Genomic DNA, 17254 nt, shown 5'->3' with positions numbered 1-17254 from the left:
ATGTAGCTCTGACTCGCCATCCATGGCGAGTAGGTTTTGAAACTTCATCCAGAAAAATGAAGCTCAAGTTAAATCACTCTAATTAGTCACTCACCAAAGCCAACAACTGTGAAAGCTGGTTGATTTCGACATCCGGCAACCACTTGGCGCGCGGCTCTCGACTTAGCACCCGTTGCTGGTCGTTGAACCAGCAGGCCTTGAAGCCGTTTTGCTTGGCACCACCGACATCGGTCACCAGGTGATCACCAATATGAAGGATATCCCCCGGGGCAATACCAAGGCCTACTGCCGCGCTGGCAAATAAATCGGGCTCGGGTTTGGCCAGCCCATCACGGCCCGCCATCAACACCCCATCAAAATACTGCGCCAACCCTATTTTTTCCGCATCGACATTACCATTGGTAATGGCCACCAGCGGCAACCGCTGTTTGAGCTGCGCCAATACCCGATGGGTTTCTTCGGGGACATCCACCTGATTTCTGACCGCGAGTACTACCGCCACGCCTTCTGCCGCAGCTTGCTCGGCGGCCGACAGGGGGTAGCCCAATTGCATAAAGCCAATCTTGAGCAATTCAAAGCGCCATTGGGTCACATCATGGCGCAACATAGGATCCGCCTTGGCCAGGCGCATTTTCAATTGCAGCCAACCGGCTCCCCCCATCCCTTTCGCCCTCGGATGGTTAACTGCCAGCCAATCATGCATCGACTGCTCGGCCCGGCGGATCACCGGTCGGTTATCATAGAGGGTATCGTCAAGATCAAAGGTCAGCGCCTTTGGCGTGGAAAAAGGTCGGTAAAACTGCATCAGCGGCTACTCTCGAAAGCTGCCCTAGCTCAACGCTTGTTGCGCTTGGCACGGGGATGGGCTTCATCATACACCTGTGCAAGGTGCTGGAAATCCAAGTGGGTATAAATTTGGGTGGTCGAGAGATTGGCATGGCCCAGCAATTCCTGAACCGCCCGCAGATCCCCCGAGGACTCAAGCATGTGGGTGGCAAAACTATGGCGCAGTTTGTGCGGATTAATATGGCTCGAAACCGCCTGCTTCTGACCCCACTCCGCCATCCGCTTCTGCACATTGCGGTTGGAGATCCGCTGGCCCAGTTTGGACACAAACAAACCCGGCTCGCCGGAAGAAGCCAATTGCCCCCGCACCTTCAGCCAGTGCCCGACCCATTCACGCGCCAGTCCGGCAAACGGCACAACACGTTCTTTGTCGCCTTTACCAATCACCCGCAAATCGCCTTTGCGCAGACTAACATCTTTGACATTGAGGCTGACCAGCTCCGACAAACGCAAGCCGGCACCATACATCAGCTCCATCATTGCCCGGTCGCGGATGGACAGGGGGTCATCATCGTCAACACTGAGCAGCTGATCCATTTCATCGACATCGAGGTTCTTCGGCAATGGTCTTGCCTTGCGCGGCGCAGATACGCCCTTGGCCGGGTTGGCCTTGAGGACACCTTGCTGGACCAGGTAATCGAAAAAGCTACGCAATGCCGACAACCGTATCGACAGGCTGCTGGCCTTGAGGCCATCCCGCATTCCCTTGGAGGCAAGCTGGCGAACCCAACCGGCATCGACGGTCTGCCAGTTATCGACACCCAATGCCACCAGCTGCTCGGCCAATGTCGTCAGCTGGCGTTTGTAGTTTTGTTGGGTATGAAGGCTAAGCTCCCGCTCACTGCGCAGGTATTCGTAAAATCGCTGCAGCGGCTTTTCCAGACCGGAAGGCAGGCTCACTCAATCACCTCGCGGGTATATTCCCAGTGGTGGATAAGCTTGGCGAGGACCATGGCCAGCTGCTCGACGAACAGGGTGTCCATGTTCGGCTGGAAATGGCCACCATCGGCACTGGCAAAGCTCAGCACACCGAACGGCCTGTCATTGCCTAGCGGCAACACCAAAAACGATCCCAGCTGCGGCGGCTGGTCAAACAGCAGCTCCGCTTCAAGCTTACGCAGCCGACCCAGGTAGACCGGGCGGGACGCCAGGCGTGAACGGCTGAAACTGTCGAAACTGCGGCGCTCGAGAAACAGGTTATCATCAAGGCTATCAAACAGGCGCAGGCTGACATTGAGATTCAGCTCGTCGGCCAGTGTTTCCAATACACACAATGCCTGGTAGATATTATGAGTTTGGAATAGCTGCTGCTGCGCCTTGGCAAAGGTATGGAAAAGCTGGCTGTTGTGGGTCGCGGCCCCAACCAAGCCGGAAATTTTCTCTTCCAGCTCGCCGACATTACTGCGCAGGCGCTCAAGTTGGATATCAACCAGCGACACCACGCCGCGGTCGGCATGGTGGACCTGGATCCGGCTTAGCAGCTCTGGGTGGCGAACAAAGAAGTCAGGGTTAGCCAGCAAAAAGTCTGCCACCTCCTGCTCGTTCAACGAGACGGCATCCTCATCGGGGGTACATACGTCAAGCTGAGATATATCGGTCATAATACAATTTGTCCATCAAACACGTGCGTTGCCTCACCAGTCATATACAAAGGCTTACCCTCCCCGGGCCAGCGGATCTGCAAATCGCCCCCCGGCAGCGACACCTTGACATTATCGTCCAGCAGCCCCTGCGTCCGGCCAATTGCCACCGCGGCACACGCCCCGCTGCCACACGCCTGGGTTTCACCGGCGCCACGCTCATAAACCCGCAGTTTCACTTCGTTGCGGTTGATCACCTGCATAAAACCAGCATTAACCCGCTCGGGAAAACGCTCGTGGGATTCCAAGATCGGCCCCAACGTCTCAACCTCCGCGGTCTCGACATCGTCCACCACGGTAACACAATGCGGATTACCCATACTGACGGCGCCGCAGAACACGGTTTTCTCGCCAGCCCGCAGGATATAGGTTTTCTCACTTTGCTTGGCACGGAAAGGAATTTTAGCCGGGTCGAACTCAGGTACCCCCATATTCACAGAGACTTGGTTGTCGTTCTCCAGCTTAAGCACCATTTTACCGCCTTTGGTGCTGACCGAAATGTGGTATTTGTTGGTCAGCCCCTTCATCCAAACAAAACGGGCAAAGCAGCGGGCACCGTTGCCGCACTGTTCTACCTCGCTGCCATCGGCATTGAAGATCCGGTAATGGAAATCCGTCTCGGGATCATAGGGCGGCTCGACCACCAACAGCTGATCGAATCCTACCCCGCGGTTGCGATCAGCCAAACGCCGGATCGCATCCGGCGAGAAGAACACGTTCTGGGTCACACAGTCGACGACCATGAAATCGTTACCCAGCCCATGCATTTTCGAAAAATTAACCTGCATGTTGTTCCTTCTCGTTATTCTGGCAACAGGTGCTCTGACTGCCACAGCTGCGCGAGTTCTTCACGCTCACGCACCACATGGGCCTGGTTGCCATCAACCATGATCTCCGCCGCGCGCACACGGGTGTTATAGTTCGACGACATCACAAAACCATATGCCCCAGCAGAGCGTACCGCCAGCAAGTCACCGGTTTCCAAACACAGTTCGCGATCCTTGCCGATGAAATCACCGGTTTCGCAAATAGGTCCCACCAGATCATAAGAAACCTTCTGACCGTTGCGCGGGATAGCCGGCACAATATCCTGCCAAGCTTGATAAAGCGTTGGGCGGATCATATCGTTCATCGCCGCATCGACAATGGCAAAGTTCTTGTGCTCGGTGTGCTTGAGGTATTCAACCCGCGTCAGCATTACCCCGGCATTGGCAGCTATAGCCCGGCCCGGCTCGAAGATCAGCTCCAAGTCTCGGTGCTCGGTCAGACGCGCCATCAAGGCTTTGGCATACTCCGAAGGCTGAGGCGGACGCTCATCGCTGTAGGTCACACCCAAGCCGCCCCCCACATCAAGGTGGAGGATCGTAATGCCTTCAGCTTTAAGGGTATCAATCAGGGCCAGTAGACGGTCGGTCGCATCGATAAATGGGTCAATGGCTGTCAGCTGCGAGCCGATATGGCAGTCCATCCCCGTCACTGCAAGGTGCGGTAGGCGCTGGGCCAAACGGTAAACTTCCGGCGCCCGCTCAAAGCCAATACCGAATTTGTTGTCGCGTAGGCCGGTCGAGATATACGGGTGGGTCTGGGCATCAACATCCGGATTGATCCGCAGCGATACCGGTGCGACTTTACCCAGCTCACCGGCAACCTGATTGAGCCGCTCCAGCTCAGGTTCGGATTCTACATTGAAACACTTGATACCAAGCTCCAGGGCGCGCTTCATTTCCGCTGCGGTCTTGCCGACTCCCGAGAACACCACCTTAGCCGGATCGCCACCTGCGGCAACTACTCGCTCCAGCTCGCCACCCGAGACGATATCAAAGCCCGATCCCAGCCGCGCCAATACATTAAGTACGCCGATATTGGAATTTGCCTTCACGGCATAACAGATCAGGTGGGGGTGATCAGCCACCGCTTGGTCAAAAGCATGCCAATGACGCTCGAGCGTCGCACGCGAGTAAACATATAGCGGAGTGCCAAAACGGTCAGCCAAATCGGCCAGTGGAATCTCTTCGGCCCATAGCTGGCCATCTTGCTGATAATTAAAATAATCCAATGTAGTCTCTTCCCTGTCTGAACCGTTTATTGATTGTTCTGCTGTTGCTGCTCGCTGTCGTCAGGCATGTACAGTGCCCCGCTCTGACCACAGCCGGTGAGGGCCAGTACGCCCAACACCAAAATCGCTAATAAACCTTTACGCATTTTTGAAAGCCAGTGATTATCATTTCATTGCCCTCTATAATCGCACCCACACTAGGAAAAGCAATAGGACGATCGGGGATGAATGATACAGAGTTTCATAAGTTAGCAGATGAAGTGCTGATGAGCATTGAAGAAGGCATCGACGAATCCGGTGCCGACATCGAATACGAAACCACTGGTAATGTGTTGACGCTGGAATTTGAAAACCGTAGCCAAATCGTGATCAACCGCCAAGAGCCGTTACACGAGATCTGGCTGGCGTCGAAATCCGGCGGCTACCACTTCAAGTACAAGGATGGCAAGTGGCACTGTACCCGCAGCGGTAACGAGCTGATCGCCCTGGTCAAACAGGAGTGCTCACTGCACGCCGGTGAAGCTGTCGATTGGTAAGCCTGACTACCGACCAACCCAAACAAAAAAGCGGAAGCCTAGGCTTCCGCTTTGTTTTTCTCTAGCGCGTCAGATTGGTATTCATCAGCGGCTGAGGTGTCACCACAGGTCGTCGCGATGGCTGCTGGCCGCTCTTGTAAGGCAGCACTTGCGGTGCGCCATTCTCGCTATGGACAATGTCGTAGAACTGCGGCAGGTTGAAATTGATAAAATTAGCACTATAGCTGAAACGATCATGCGCCGAGGTGTAAAAGCGGTTCACGCCATGCACCATTTCATCCTTGTCGCCACTACACTGACGATAAACCTCAATGCGGTTCGATTCATCCAGAATGTAGATATTAAAGCCGGAATCGCAATCTTCGAAGAAGAACTGGATCAAACCTTCACTGGCGTAGGCATCGACAATTTCCGGCGGATGCGGCTCGTCAGTCTTGCCCATCACCAAGTTGGCGGAGCCAAGCAACTTGTTGGTCGAGATACAGCTGTAGAAATCGACGGAATTTTCCAGCTTCTGCACCGACACGCCACGACGCTCGAAGAATAGGCCGTGGGTCTGGCGAGCAATGCGGATCGCCTTGAAACGGCGACGCTTTTCCTGCTCAACCGGCTTGAGGCGCATCTCGATACACTCGGCAACCAACTGATACACCAAGTTGCGGATCAAGCCACGCATGTGCTTGCTGTAACAAAATACGTCCACCGACTCTGGCGGCAACGCATCCTGATGCATCTTGCCCAATACGGTCTTCAATGCATCCAGCATGGCATTGTCACCGGTGAAGTTCAGAGTACGCACTTCGTTCCACGAGTTGCGGTACACCAAATCGACACTGCCCACCAAGCACATTTGGTCTGGGCCATAGCTGAAGATATCGGTATTTTTGAAATCAAATTTGACCGAGCGGCTGCGCAGCCGGGTCGTAGGATCGTTCTCCAGATTGACAAACAACCCAAGCTGGCGAATTTCACAGGGACTCGACAGCGCCTGCAAACTCGGTTGCGGACGACGGATCGGGAACGTATTACGAATATCACTGACCAACTGGTAAAGCTTGTCGATATCGACGGCCGAGTCGCGTACCACGTTGTGCAGGCAAGTCGATTCGGTCAACAGCCCATTGAAATAGGCCCAAGCCACTAGCTTGCTGAGGTAGCGGTTATGCTCCAGCGCAGGGCGACCCATGATAGCCATCGGATCAAGCGATTGCTTGTAGAGGTACCACCCCGCGGTATTGGTTCTGCCGGCCGGTACCTGGATCAGGCTTAGATCCTGCTCGTGCAAGTCCGGGGACAGCTGTGGGTTGAGCAAGGTCACCTTGCCCGGCAGCACCTCGAATGCCGCGTACAGCTTACGGGCCAGAATACTGATGTCTTCCGGGCTGATCGCCGAGGTAATGTTATTCCGGCGGGCAAAACGGATCAGGTTACGGTAGCTGAGCATCAGGGCATCAAGCAGCTCGTTGTGCGCGCTCTTGACCTGCTCGACCTTCCAGTCGCGGCGACGGTCTAGCTCTACAAGTACCTCTTGTGGCCACTGCCATTCGTCGGTCAGTTCCTGCAACACCTTACGGCGCCACGGTACCGAGCCAGACGCCGGCTCACGGGTCAGCTTTTCATGGGTTTTGAGATAGAAGCAACGACGAACCAGATCCAAACGACGGTGATCATCAATACGCTCAAGGTAACGGGTCACCTTCTCCAGCATCAAGTAATAGGCATCCATGCAGAACTCGGTGCGGTCAATAGCGAAGAAACGCCGTTTACCGTCGACACTGAGCAGCTGGGTATGCGGATATTCCCACGAATAGGCTTCAAGCAAAATGGCTTTCAGTACCGACTTATATGGCGAATCAATACTTTTGTAGAGTTGCCACAAGCTGGAGCCGAAATACTCCTCGGCCGGGATGCGCGACAGCCCGCCAAAATCAATCCATTCATCACGATGGATATACCCGCCATTTTCGAGATAGCAGATGTAGTCATCGTAACACTCCTCCATTTCCGGCGGCACCATGAACCATAGCAGGCGCTGGCCAGCGAGGTTGACGGCAGAACGGTAGAACTCATCAAGCAGCAATAAATGCTGGCTCGAACCACAGTTTTCACCGGTCATCTGCTCAGAGAAGTTTTCACGGAAGCGATTTTCGTCGATCAGGAAGAAGTTAGCCTCAACCCCCTGGGCCAGTGCCCATTCGGAGATCACCGCGCATTTGGCATCAAGCGCTTGGCGGCTTTCAGCTGGCATGTCGGTCCGGATACAGACCCAGATATCGAGATCGCTGGTGAGGCTCTGACCCAATGAGGCGGTACTGCCCATGGCATAGAGCCCCTGGATAGGGTGAATATCATTTGCAGGAGGAAAAATCGGAGTAGCACAAGCCAAGCCACAGTCATCGATCAACTGTTGCTGCTGCTCTGTGGCAGTAAAAGACGCAATCCCCACCGGTACGTCCTGATCAAGATAGCCAGGTACCGCCGGGTGATTATAGTGAAGTAGAACTGGCAACAGGTTGAACACCTGTACAGACTGCGGAGTCATGGCGCCACGCGCCCGCTCGAGTCTTAGCTCGTTGAGCTGATCCAATCTACCTTTAAGCGTTTCAATATAGTTCTGCAAATTACTCTTCCAAGAGCTACCAGCTTGAGAGCGGCCCAAATCTTGTCATTAAAGCGGTTGAGATGGCTCGAACCAGGAGTAAAAACGTGATCAATCTAACAGTTTTTGTATTAACCGTAAAGATAGTGCCGTTTTATGACAGGTTATGAATGGACTGAAATGTTGCCAGCGGACCTTTCCGTAGTCGCCTTCCCTCAAACTAGTACAAGCTCACCAAACCGCCACTTTGCGATCGGTTATCTGTATACCGCCGAGGACATATGTGACCAATATCACATTAATTACAGTTTATAGCAAGACAATATTGCCCCAACGCACTCACAGCCACACATCAATTACCATCCCCGCCCAGTAGTGGTAGGATTAGAAGCAATAATGATAGTGCCCAATTACATATATGGACCCGATCCTATGACCGATACCCCAATCCGTATTGCCACGCGCAAGAGCCCGTTAGCTATGTGGCAAGCCGAATTTGTCAAAGCTGCTTTGGAGCAAGCCCACCCCGGCTTGCAAGTCGAACTGGTTCCTATGGTTACCAAAGGCGATATTATTCTCGATACCCCGCTGGCAAAAGTGGGTGGCAAAGGGTTGTTTGTCAAAGAGCTGGAAGTTGCCATGCTGGAAGGCCGTGCCGACATTGCCGTGCACTCGATGAAAGATGTCCCGGTAGAGTTCCCTGAAGGATTGGGCCTAGTCACCATCTGTGAGCGTGAAGACCCACGTGATGCTTTTGTGTCCAACCACTATGACAACCTGGCGCAACTGCCAGCCGGTGCCGTAGTAGGAACATCAAGCCTTCGCCGCCAATGCCAGCTGCGTGCCCAGCGTCCTGATCTGGTCGTTAAAGATCTGCGCGGCAACGTCAACACCCGCCTGCGCAAAATGGATGACGGCGAATATGATGCCATCATTCTTGCCTGTGCCGGCCTCATGCGTCTGAAAATGGAAGATCGTATCCGCGAAGCCATCGCCCCGGAAACCAGCCTACCTGCGGTTGGCCAAGGCGCCGTTGGCATTGAGTGCCGCCTCGACGACACGCGCGTACGCAAACTGCTGGCCGCGTTGAATCACCAGGACACGGAAACCCGCGTATTGTGCGAACGCGCCATGAACAACCGCCTGCAAGGTGGGTGTCAGGTGCCAATCGGCAGCTATTCGGTACTGGAAGGCGATCAGATTTGGCTGCGCGCCCTGGTCGGTGAGCCTGACGGTAGCCAGATTGTCCGCGGCGAAGTCCGTGGCCATCGCGATGACGCCGAAAAGCTGGGTCTCGAGCTGGCCGACCAGCTGTTGGCTGATGGGGCCAAGACTATCCTCGACGAGCTTTACGGCAACGCCTAATGACCATACTGATCACCCGCCCGGCACCGGAATGCCACCAGCTAACGCAGCAGCTGACCACCGCGGGGATCAGCGCTATTGCCCAGCCCCTGCTGGAAATTCAGCCGGGGCAGCAACTTCAAGACCTACCTAACGCTCTCTCACACCTAAAAAATGGCGATTTCCTGATTGCCGTCAGTGTTCACGCAGCCAACCTAGCGCACAATTACATGATGTCGGTAGGTGCCAGTTGGCCAAAAAACGTGCATTATATAGCGGTCGGCCAGAAAACCGCCGCAGCGCTGCAAGACTATACAGGACAAGCCGTCCTGACCCCGTCCGAGCGTTGCGACAGTGAGGGACTGTTGGCTTTGCCAATATTGTCAGATGTAGCTGAGCGACAAGTGCTCATTCTACGCGGCAATGGTGGGCGCGAATTGATCTACCAGCGCCTTTGCCAAGGTGGAGCCGATGTCTCCTATTGCGAGACTTACCAGCGCCGTTGGTTACCGCTTGATGGCCCGGCCCTGAGCCGGAGTTGGCAGCAGGCCAACGTTGACACCCTGGTCGTCACCAGCGGTGAACAACTTGACCAACTGGTCAAGCTAATACCAGACAGCGCTATGGCTTGGTTTCTTAACTGCCAGCTATTCGTACCAAGCCAGCGAATCGCCGATCAAGCTCTCGAGCTTGGTTTTCGTTTAATTTCCAATGTGGGAAGCGCGGCCAATGGCCCGCTGTTCACGACCCTAAGCAAAATAGGCACAATGGGAAAATCGGATGACTGATAAAAAAACCAATAATGAAAACCCTGCAGATAAACAACAATCCGCAGCAAACAATACCAATAAGCAAGGACAAGCCAGTGCCAAGGCACAAACGCCAAAGCCAGCCGCCGAAAAGAAGCCAGCTCCTGAACAAAAACCTGCCGCTGAAAAACAGGTAAAAACAGAGCAGCCAGCGCAACCGGCCGCCGCCGCATCAGCCAGTCAACCGAGCGCAAAACAGGGTGGCAGCAAAACCGGTGCGATTGCTATCGCCTTGGTCATCGCCCTCGGTGCCGGCCTGTACTACCACGGCCACCAACAGACCCTAACTCAAAACAGCCAAATGGCAGCTTTGCAGCAAGAAATCTCCCAGCTTCAATCACAGCTCCAGTCATCTCTCAAAACGTCCCAGCAAGAAACCCTAAGCCAGGTCAATACCAACCTGCAGCGCACCGAAACGTCGATTGAGCAGCAGGAAAAGTCGATTACCGGCTTGCAGATGGCCCTATCAGAAATGAAAGGCCGCCGCCCGAATGACTGGCTGCTGGCTGAGGCCGACTACCTGGTCAAGATGGCCGGTCGCAAGCTATGGCTGGAACATGACACCGCCAGTGCCACTATTTTGCTTGAATCTGCCGATCACCGTATCGCAGAGCTTAACGATCCAAGCCTCACCCCTATCCGCCAGGCGATGCATACTGATATCACAGCGCTGAAGGCCGTCGCCCGTATTGACCGTGATGGCTTAGTACTGCGCCTGACCAGCCTCCAGGAAGAAATTGGCAAGCTACCACTGGCCAACGCAATCCTACCAGAAGCCGAAGCGGTAGAGACGACTGAAGTGTCTACCTCCGTCGACGATTGGAAGCAAAATGTGATGACTTCACTGAAGAACTTCAGTGATCACTTCATCACTTACCGCCAGCGCGACGGCAGTGTTATCCCTCTACTGACACCGAAGCAAGACTTCTACCTGCAGGAAAACATCAAGTCCAAGCTGGAAACCGCGATCAAGTCGGTATACCGCGAGCAGGGCGAGCTGTACACCACGTCACTGGCCATGGCCAAAGACTGGGCTGAGCAGTTCTATAATATGGATGATCCTGCCGTTCAGAGCTTCATCGCCACACTAGAGGCACTCGGCCAAGAGAACATCGAAGCCGACTATCCTAGCAAGCTGCAGTCGCAAGCGCTGATCACCGATACCATCAGCGATCGTCTACGCCAGCAGGTGAAACCGCTTAGCACAGAGGAGAACCCTGCATGATCAAACTGCTATTGCTGGTCGCCGCACTGATTGCCGGTATCGTTGCCGGCCCGATGCTGGCCGGAAACCAAGGCTATGTGCTGATCTCTGCGGCCAACCAAACGGTGGAAATGAGCCTAACGACACTGATCATCCTGGTGGTCGTGCTGTTCGGTGCTTTCTTTCTGCTGGAGAATATCCTCAAGCGCCTCTTCTCACTGGGTAGCTCAACCCGTGGCTGGTTCTCGGGCCGCAAAACCCGCAAAGCCCGCCTGCAGACCTCTGAAGGCCTGACCAAGGTGATTGAAGGTGACTGGAAGCAAGCTGAGAAACTGGTGGTCAAGTCAGCCAAGCACAGCGATGCACCGCTGCTAAACTACTTAGCAGCCGCCGAAGCGGCACAAGGCCAAGGCGATGCCAGCCAACGTGACGAATACTTAAAACTGGCAGCTGAAGTCGATGGCCAAAGCCTGGCCGTCGCCCTGACCCGTGCCAAGCTTCAGTTTCGCCAACAGCAATTTGAACAGGCTGTTGCCACCCTGCAAGATATCAAGCACGACCACAGCCGTAACCCTGTGCTGTTGACCCTGCTGAAAGACTGCTACGTGCGTCTGGAAGACTGGAAACCTTTGCTGGCACTGCTTCCCCAACTCGAGAAAGCCGGTGTGGTAGACAGCGAAGAAGCAGCCAAACTCGAGGCGAAAGCCGAGTGCGGCATTATGCACCATATCGCCAAACAGCAAGGCAGCGATGGTCTGATGGGCCACTGGAACAGCCTGAGTCGCAAGACCAAGCAGCGTCCTGATCTAATTGCGTGTTTCGTCAAGCTGATGAGCCAATACAACGCCGACAGTGAAGCCTATACCGTGCTGCGTGATGCGCTGAAAAAGAACAATGACGAGTCGTTGATCAACCTTATCCCAGCCCTGAAGCTGGCTGATAACCACCCCGCGATTGTTCGCCTGCAGGACTTACTCCGCTATGACAGCAGCAACCCGAGCACCCACAGTGCACTGGGTCAGTTGTTCATGCGTGAAGGCAAGCTGGAAGAAGCCAAAGAGCATTTCGAGAAAGCCATCGCCCTACGCAGCGATGTCGCTGACTACGGCTACTTGGTTGAAGTGATGGAGCAACTTGATGACAAACAAGGCGCTGCCGAATTGTCACGACAAGCCCTTACTCTGGCGCTACCCGCCAAAAGTTAACAAAACAACAACATAACATTTTGTAATTAAAAAGCACCCGAACGGGTGCTTTTTTATACTTAAAAGCAATAGATTATGTGTCCTGTCGCGAATATTTGTTTCTATTTGTTAACAGGCGTTTCAACCTATATCCATCCCATTGCTAGCATTTTGTAAACAGGTTTCAATAGGGGTTCACGTTGCTCAACAGATGGATACTTAACTATGGATATGCTTCCTGCGTTAATCGTTTCTGGCATCATTGTTTCTGTGATCACTTGCCTGATGACAGCAGTACTGATCAAAGAATCATAATTGCTCAGAACAAAAAAACCTCCGCCAGGAGGTTTTTTTATGTCCGTCGACTACCCGTTATACCGAAGCTTGAGCCTTCACCATAGCCTTGTGGTAGCGGCGGGTCGCCTTGATGGCCTTCTTCAACTGCTTGTTCTGCTTTTTCGCCAGTTTCTTGAGTTTTTTAAGCTGCTTGGCTTTCTTCTTTGCCGCTTTACGGCTCGCAGCCACTGCCGGATGCGAGGCAATAACCGGCGCTGGCGCATCTAGCTCGGTAGCCAAAACAGGCGCTGGGGCAGAAGTCCGCGATAAAGGGGCCACGTTGGTAAGCTCAGAGACCGTCGCCGCCTCAACCGCTTCGACCGCAGCCAGGCTCGGCTTGACCACGTGAGCCATCTCATTCGGGCGTTTCAGGGCGCTGGGCTTACACAAGTAGCCTTTTTCCGCTGCCACACGCGCACAACTACTGCACATATAATTCGCCGTACTGACCATCCGGCTGATGGTGGAAAACTGGGCCGCGATCTCAACCCGGCGGTATTTACATAACGACTTTGCCATTCCCTCATCTCCGGCAGCCCGGCCCACTGTCAGGCCGGAGTAACTATTCTCATTACAATATACCGCCGCTAACCGCCAACGGCTACTTCATTGCTGCTTTGACATACACATCGAAGCGGTTTTTCTTGGTTTCGATAGCTGTCGCAGGCTTTTGCCCTGCCAAAAATTCGGCATAATCCGGCCGCTTGACAACCACTCGCTTAGTGGCCAGTGCCAGAGCCGGTTCCAGCAAAGCGTCAGCATCAAGATCCGCCCCCACCAAGGTTTGGAATACCCGCATTTCCTTTTTCACTAACGCCGATTTTTTCTTGTGTGGGTACATCGGGTCGAGGTACACCACATCCGGCGCCACGAAGTCAGGATCTGCAGCAAGCTGCTCGAGAGCATTATGGCTCGATGCATGCAGCAGGGTCATCCGCTCGCTGATCCAACCACCGATTTCACAATCAGCTTTAGCGCGGGCCAAACCGTCGTCCAGCAACGCGGCCACCACCGGGTGGCGCTCGACCATCTGTACCTTGCAGCCAAGCGAGGCCAAGACAAACGCGTCACGCCCAAGTCCTGCCGTGCCATCAACCACGGTTGGTGTTACGCCCCCCTTGAGACCGACCGCCTTAGCAATCGCCTGACCCCGGCCCCCCCCGAATTTACGCCGGTGTGCCACAGCCCCACTCGCCAAGTCGACATACACCGCCCCCAGCTTGGGCTCGTCTAACTTACGTAGCTCCAACCGTTCAGCTGTCAGTACCAATGCAAACACGCTGTCCGGATCATGGGATAGCCCCCAGCGTTCAGCCAGCAGATCAAGTTCAGATTGACGTTCAGGGGACTCAGAAATTAAGGCTAGTTGCACACACACACTCCGGTAAATACAGCACCTGCCAGCCAAACACGGCAGGCATTAAGCCGCGGATTATAACACCTCTTCACGCTGGCTCAATTGAGCGACCAGTTTGGGCAGTGGCTGTGGGCGGCCGAATAAATAGCCCTGGGCATAATCCACGCCCAATTGACCGAGCTTGGCAAGGATCGCCTCGTTCTCGACAAATTCAGCTACCGTCTGCTTGCCCATCTTCTTGGCCAGTTCATTGATCGCCTTCACCATGGCAAAGTCGACTTCATCATCGGCGATATCACGAACAAACATACCGTCGATCTTGATGATATCGACTGGCATTTTTTTCAGATAGCCGAACGATGACAGTCCCGAGCCAAAGTCATCGAGCGAGATCCGGCAGCCCAGCTCTTTGAGCAAGGTAAATGAACGGATCGCCTCGCTCATATTGCCAATCGCCGCCGTTTCGGTAATTTCCAAGCACAGCTTCTGCGCCGGTAGGGAAGACAAGCGTATCTTGTCCTGCAGGAAACGGACAAAATCGCGGTCACCAATTGACTGCCCCGAGAGGTTAATCGCGCACATATCCAATGCAGCGACCGCGCTCGGGTGCGCCTCCAGCCAATCAATTGCCGCATTCACCACATAGCGATCAATGCGGTGGGCAAGGTTATAACGCTCGGCAGCCGGCATAAATAGTCCTGGAGATATCATCTCGCCGTCATCATTACGGATCCTGACCAGGATTTCATAATGGTGCCCCTGGCTGCTTGAGCTCAGCGGCGAGATTTGCTGGGCATAGAGATCCAACCGCTGTTCGGACAACGCCCGGCGGATCAGGCTGACACACTCCATTTCCAGCTCTCTCCGGCGCAGCTCCTCATCATCCGGATGGTAAACATGCAGCCGGTTACGCCCTTCATCTTTGGCGGCATAACACGCCGTATCAGCCTGGGCATGGACCTGCTGGCTCGAGCCGGCGGTCTCATCTATCATCCGCAGGCCAATCGAGGCACTGAAGCTAAACCGGGCGGTCTGCCAGTAGAACTCACTCTCTTCGAGTAGCTGCAAAATCTCACGGCCAAAGGCCACGGCATCAGCCAACTGACAATCGGTCAGGATCACCGCAAACTCATCACCACCAAGGCGAGATAATACCGCCTGCGCCGGGGTGATCTCCTTGAGCATCATCGCAACCTGCTTGAGGGCCTCATCACCGGCTTCGTGGCCGGCAGTATCATTGATGATTTTAAACTGGTCCAAGTCAATATACAGCATAGCATGCTGGGCATGGTGCTCACGGGCTTCAGCCAATGCCTGCTCCAGCGACTGCTCGAAGTGGTTGCGGTTATACAGATCAGTCAGGTAATCATGGCAGGCTTGATAAGCGAGTTGCTCTTCCAGCGCACGGGTCGAGGTAATGTCTTCTCCCACCACCAGCAGTTGGCGGTTCTGCGCCTGGCGGATCGTTTCTCTGATCCATACCGTGCGGCCATCGGCACAGCAATAGCGCAGTTTACGCCGCCACACCCGCTGACCACCATTATCCAGTGCCGAACTAATATAGCGTTGCGGCTCGGGCTCGCCGCCCTCATAGAAGCCGGCGACCTTGTGGCCGAGCAAATCTCGCTTGCTATAGCCCAGTAGATCGGCGGCAAACTGGTTGACCGACTGGATACGAGACTGGCGGTCTACCGTCAACAGCATCACCGGCTGCTGCTCATAGAGCAATCGGTAACTGGCCTCACGTTCACGCAGCTTTTCCTCCATCTGGTGACGGGCCGTCACATCGCGAGCCTCAAGCAGCAGCTGGACTTCGCCACTCTCACCGGCCGGCATCCGCTTGATCACGACATCCAGCATCCGGCTGCCATCTTCATGGCTCTGGATATCAATTTCCAGCCGCACCGGCTGACTACAAGCCTGGGTCACGGCCCGGCTTAGCTTCAGGGCAGCCTCAGGACTCCAACAAAACCAACGCCACAGCGGCCGGTCATACTTGACTACCGAGCGCCCGACCAGTTCATGCAAGGCCAAATTCCCCGATACCAACATGCCCGCCTTGTCGAAAATGCCGATAAACTGGAAGCTTTGATCAAAGACCCCTTCAAACAGTGCCCGGCTCTCCTGCAGGCGCTGCTCACCTTTGCGTAACCGACTGATCACCATCACCAACAAGGCGATAACCCCTCCCATCACACTCAAGGCAACGGTCAATACTCGAATTTCGTTCTGGTAGCGGTGGAACCAGCTTTCCGGCTGGTTGATAACCAAGGTTTCGTTGTTATCGATTTCCAGCCCCCAGCGCACCACCTCGGGGTAGTTGAAAATCTCTTTGCCTGTACTGCGGATAAACGTCGGGAAGCGGGTCACCTTGCCATCCAGCAGCTTGACTAACATTTTGCCGATCTGGCGGCCTTTGTCGTATCCGCCCAGCATCACCCCACCAACCACCCCGTGGTTAAGCATATATTTATAGGAGGCATATACCGGCGCAGAGGCTCTGGCAGTGAGTTGTTCGAGAAACTCGTCGCTGTTGACATACTGACCCTGGCTGTCCTGGAAATAGCTCAGAAACAGAATCGCCGAGCGGGCAGGCAGCGCTTCCGACTCCGCCAGCACCGACTCAAAACTGCCGTCCTGGATCCTGACCACCTCGAGATCAAGGAAATTGACCGCCAAAAATTCATCGACCCCTTTCCACAACGCCCGGCCGGTAACGGTATTGTCAGCGAGCACATACATGCTCCGCAAATCAGGCTGCACCGACAACGCCAGATTGATATTGGCGGACGCATCGGTCTGGTCAAGGATCCCAATAACATTCTTCAGTTGTTTGTGCTTGTGAGGGTGGTAGTCATTGATACCGGCCAAAATAACCGGTGTTTCACCGACCTCATCCGATAACTGGTTGATCAGCCACAGAGCATTGTCGTCAGTGGCAACAATGGCCCTATAATTCTCCCGCCTTAGCTTAGTACGGTAAATATCCAGCAGCTCATTGAGGTACGCTGGTGACTGATAACGCTTGCTGTCCATATAGTTGACATGGAGCGAGACCCCCTGTGTATTGGCAACTGATTCCAAGCCAGCCTGAATACCGTCCGTCCAGCGCATTCCCTTGTGGTAAGAGTGGATCACCAAGGTATCGTAGGCCAACGCCTTGAGCGGTAACCAGCTGAGAAGAAACAAAAGAACAATCAAGCGCATAAGGGTCAGGGGTCCTGTCTATCAGTTGCAGGGCCAGAAACAGGCCAAACGATTATTTTTTAATATAATTTAGCGACATAGCGTGGCGACAGTATAAGATATGAACAAGCACGTATAAACCAAGGATTGCTTCTAC

The 17254-nt window shown here is 54.3% G+C and carries 15 protein-coding genes; 5 read left to right on the top strand and 10 right to left on the bottom strand.

Annotated elements, in window-relative coordinates; all coding sequences use genetic code 11:
- Nucleotides 1-82: 82 nt before the first annotated feature.
- Genes yigB through lptM form a run of 6 tightly spaced genes read right to left on the bottom strand, consistent with a single transcriptional unit; the run spans nt 83 to nt 4688 of the window.
- Nucleotides 83-805 (bottom strand): 5-amino-6-(5-phospho-D-ribitylamino)uracil phosphatase YigB, encoded by a 723-nt coding sequence (yigB, locus tag L4D79_RS26190; protein ID WP_428656009.1) that lies wholly within the window; start codon nt 803-805, stop codon nt 83-85.
- A gap of 29 nt (nt 806-834) precedes the next feature.
- Entirely contained in the window at nt 835-1746 is a 912-nt protein-coding gene (gene xerC / locus L4D79_RS26185; protein WP_428656006.1) for a tyrosine recombinase XerC, read from the bottom strand.
- Nucleotides 1743-2447 (bottom strand): DUF484 family protein, encoded by a 705-nt coding sequence (locus L4D79_RS26180; protein WP_428656004.1) that lies wholly within the window; start codon nt 2445-2447, stop codon nt 1743-1745. The genes xerC and L4D79_RS26180 overlap by 4 nt, the downstream gene beginning before the upstream one ends.
- Nucleotides 2444-3274 (bottom strand): diaminopimelate epimerase, encoded by an 831-nt coding sequence (gene dapF, locus L4D79_RS26175; RefSeq protein WP_428656137.1) that lies wholly within the window; start codon nt 3272-3274, stop codon nt 2444-2446. The genes L4D79_RS26180 and dapF overlap by 4 nt, the downstream gene beginning before the upstream one ends.
- A 14-nt stretch (nt 3275-3288) precedes the next feature.
- Nucleotides 3289-4542 (bottom strand): diaminopimelate decarboxylase, encoded by a 1254-nt coding sequence (lysA, locus tag L4D79_RS26170; protein WP_428656002.1) that lies wholly within the window; start codon nt 4540-4542, stop codon nt 3289-3291.
- A gap of 26 nt (nt 4543-4568) precedes the next feature.
- Nucleotides 4569-4688, bottom strand: a complete 120-nt coding sequence (gene lptM / locus L4D79_RS26165) for an LPS translocon maturation chaperone LptM (RefSeq protein ID WP_428655999.1) — start codon at nt 4686-4688, stop codon at nt 4569-4571.
- A 78-nt stretch (nt 4689-4766) separates the two neighbouring features.
- On the opposite strand from lptM, the gene cyaY reads away from it, so the two are divergent.
- Nucleotides 4767-5078: an iron donor protein CyaY gene (cyaY, locus tag L4D79_RS26160; protein ID WP_107351361.1), complete on the top strand. Its 312-nt coding sequence runs from the start codon at nt 4767-4769 to the stop codon at nt 5076-5078.
- 61 nt (nt 5079-5139) lie between these two features.
- Here cyaY and L4D79_RS26155 read toward each other — a convergent pair whose 3' ends face one another.
- Nucleotides 5140-7698 (bottom strand): class I adenylate cyclase, encoded by a 2559-nt coding sequence (locus tag L4D79_RS26155; protein WP_428655996.1) that lies wholly within the window; start codon nt 7696-7698, stop codon nt 5140-5142.
- 411 nt (nt 7699-8109) lie between these two features.
- Between L4D79_RS26155 and hemC the strand changes: the two genes are divergently transcribed.
- Genes hemC through L4D79_RS26135 form a run of 4 tightly spaced genes read left to right on the top strand, consistent with a single transcriptional unit; the run spans nt 8110 to nt 12239 of the window.
- Complete coding sequence (gene hemC / locus L4D79_RS26150) at nt 8110-9042, top strand: hydroxymethylbilane synthase (protein ID WP_428655994.1); 933 nt, start codon at nt 8110-8112, stop codon at nt 9040-9042.
- Nucleotides 9042-9809, top strand: a complete 768-nt coding sequence (locus tag L4D79_RS26145) for a uroporphyrinogen-III synthase (protein ID WP_428655992.1) — start codon at nt 9042-9044, stop codon at nt 9807-9809. The genes hemC and L4D79_RS26145 overlap by 1 nt, the downstream gene beginning before the upstream one ends.
- Nucleotides 9802-11055: a uroporphyrinogen-III C-methyltransferase gene (gene hemX / locus L4D79_RS26140; protein WP_428655990.1), complete on the top strand. Its 1254-nt coding sequence runs from the start codon at nt 9802-9804 to the stop codon at nt 11053-11055. Before L4D79_RS26145 ends, hemX begins: the two co-directional genes overlap by 8 nt.
- A complete protein-coding gene (locus tag L4D79_RS26135) occupies nt 11052-12239 on the top strand; it encodes a heme biosynthesis protein HemY (RefSeq protein WP_428655988.1) in 1188 nt (395 codons plus the stop codon). Before hemX ends, L4D79_RS26135 begins: the two co-directional genes overlap by 4 nt.
- A gap of 351 nt (nt 12240-12590) precedes the next feature.
- Here L4D79_RS26135 and L4D79_RS26130 read toward each other — a convergent pair whose 3' ends face one another.
- The 3 genes from L4D79_RS26130 to L4D79_RS26120 form a co-directional block, all read right to left on the bottom strand.
- Nucleotides 12591-13073, bottom strand: coding sequence for a hypothetical protein (locus tag L4D79_RS26130; RefSeq protein ID WP_428655986.1), 483 nt, complete (start codon nt 13071-13073; stop codon nt 12591-12593).
- Between the two features lie 82 nt (nt 13074-13155).
- Complete coding sequence (locus L4D79_RS26125; RefSeq protein ID WP_428655984.1) at nt 13156-13926, bottom strand: class I SAM-dependent methyltransferase; 771 nt, start codon at nt 13924-13926, stop codon at nt 13156-13158.
- Between the two features lie 60 nt (nt 13927-13986).
- Nucleotides 13987-17118 (bottom strand): EAL domain-containing protein, encoded by a 3132-nt coding sequence (locus L4D79_RS26120; RefSeq protein ID WP_428655982.1) that lies wholly within the window; start codon nt 17116-17118, stop codon nt 13987-13989.
- Nucleotides 17119-17254 lie beyond the last annotated feature (136 nt).

It is taken from the genome of Photobacterium satsumensis, assembly GCF_050336935.1.
Lineage (GTDB): Bacteria > Pseudomonadota > Gammaproteobacteria > Enterobacterales > Vibrionaceae > Photobacterium > Photobacterium satsumensis.
This window is presented reverse-complemented; position numbering and strand designations above follow the sequence as displayed.

Coding starts and splice junctions, on each gene's coding strand:
- yigB (WP_428656009.1), bottom strand. CDS start 805: ATGCAGTTTTACCGACCTTTTTCCACGCCAAAGGCGCTGACCTTTGAT.
- L4D79_RS26180 (WP_428656004.1), bottom strand. CDS start 2,447: ATGACCGATATATCTCAGCTTGACGTATGTACCCCCGATGAGGATGCC.
- dapF (WP_428656137.1), bottom strand. CDS start 3,274: ATGCAGGTTAATTTTTCGAAAATGCATGGGCTGGGTAACGATTTCATG.
- lptM (WP_428655999.1), bottom strand. CDS start 4,688: ATGCGTAAAGGTTTATTAGCGATTTTGGTGTTGGGCGTACTGGCCCTC.
- cyaY (WP_107351361.1), top strand. CDS start 4,767: ATGAATGATACAGAGTTTCATAAGTTAGCAGATGAAGTGCTGATGAGC.
- hemC (WP_428655994.1), top strand. CDS start 8,110: ATGACCGATACCCCAATCCGTATTGCCACGCGCAAGAGCCCGTTAGCT.
- L4D79_RS26145 (WP_428655992.1), top strand. CDS start 9,042: ATGACCATACTGATCACCCGCCCGGCACCGGAATGCCACCAGCTAACG.
- hemX (WP_428655990.1), top strand. CDS start 9,802: ATGACTGATAAAAAAACCAATAATGAAAACCCTGCAGATAAACAACAA.
- L4D79_RS26135 (WP_428655988.1), top strand. CDS start 11,052: ATGATCAAACTGCTATTGCTGGTCGCCGCACTGATTGCCGGTATCGTT.
- L4D79_RS26130 (WP_428655986.1), bottom strand. CDS start 13,073: ATGGCAAAGTCGTTATGTAAATACCGCCGGGTTGAGATCGCGGCCCAG.
- L4D79_RS26120 (WP_428655982.1), bottom strand. CDS start 17,118: ATGCGCTTGATTGTTCTTTTGTTTCTTCTCAGCTGGTTACCGCTCAAG.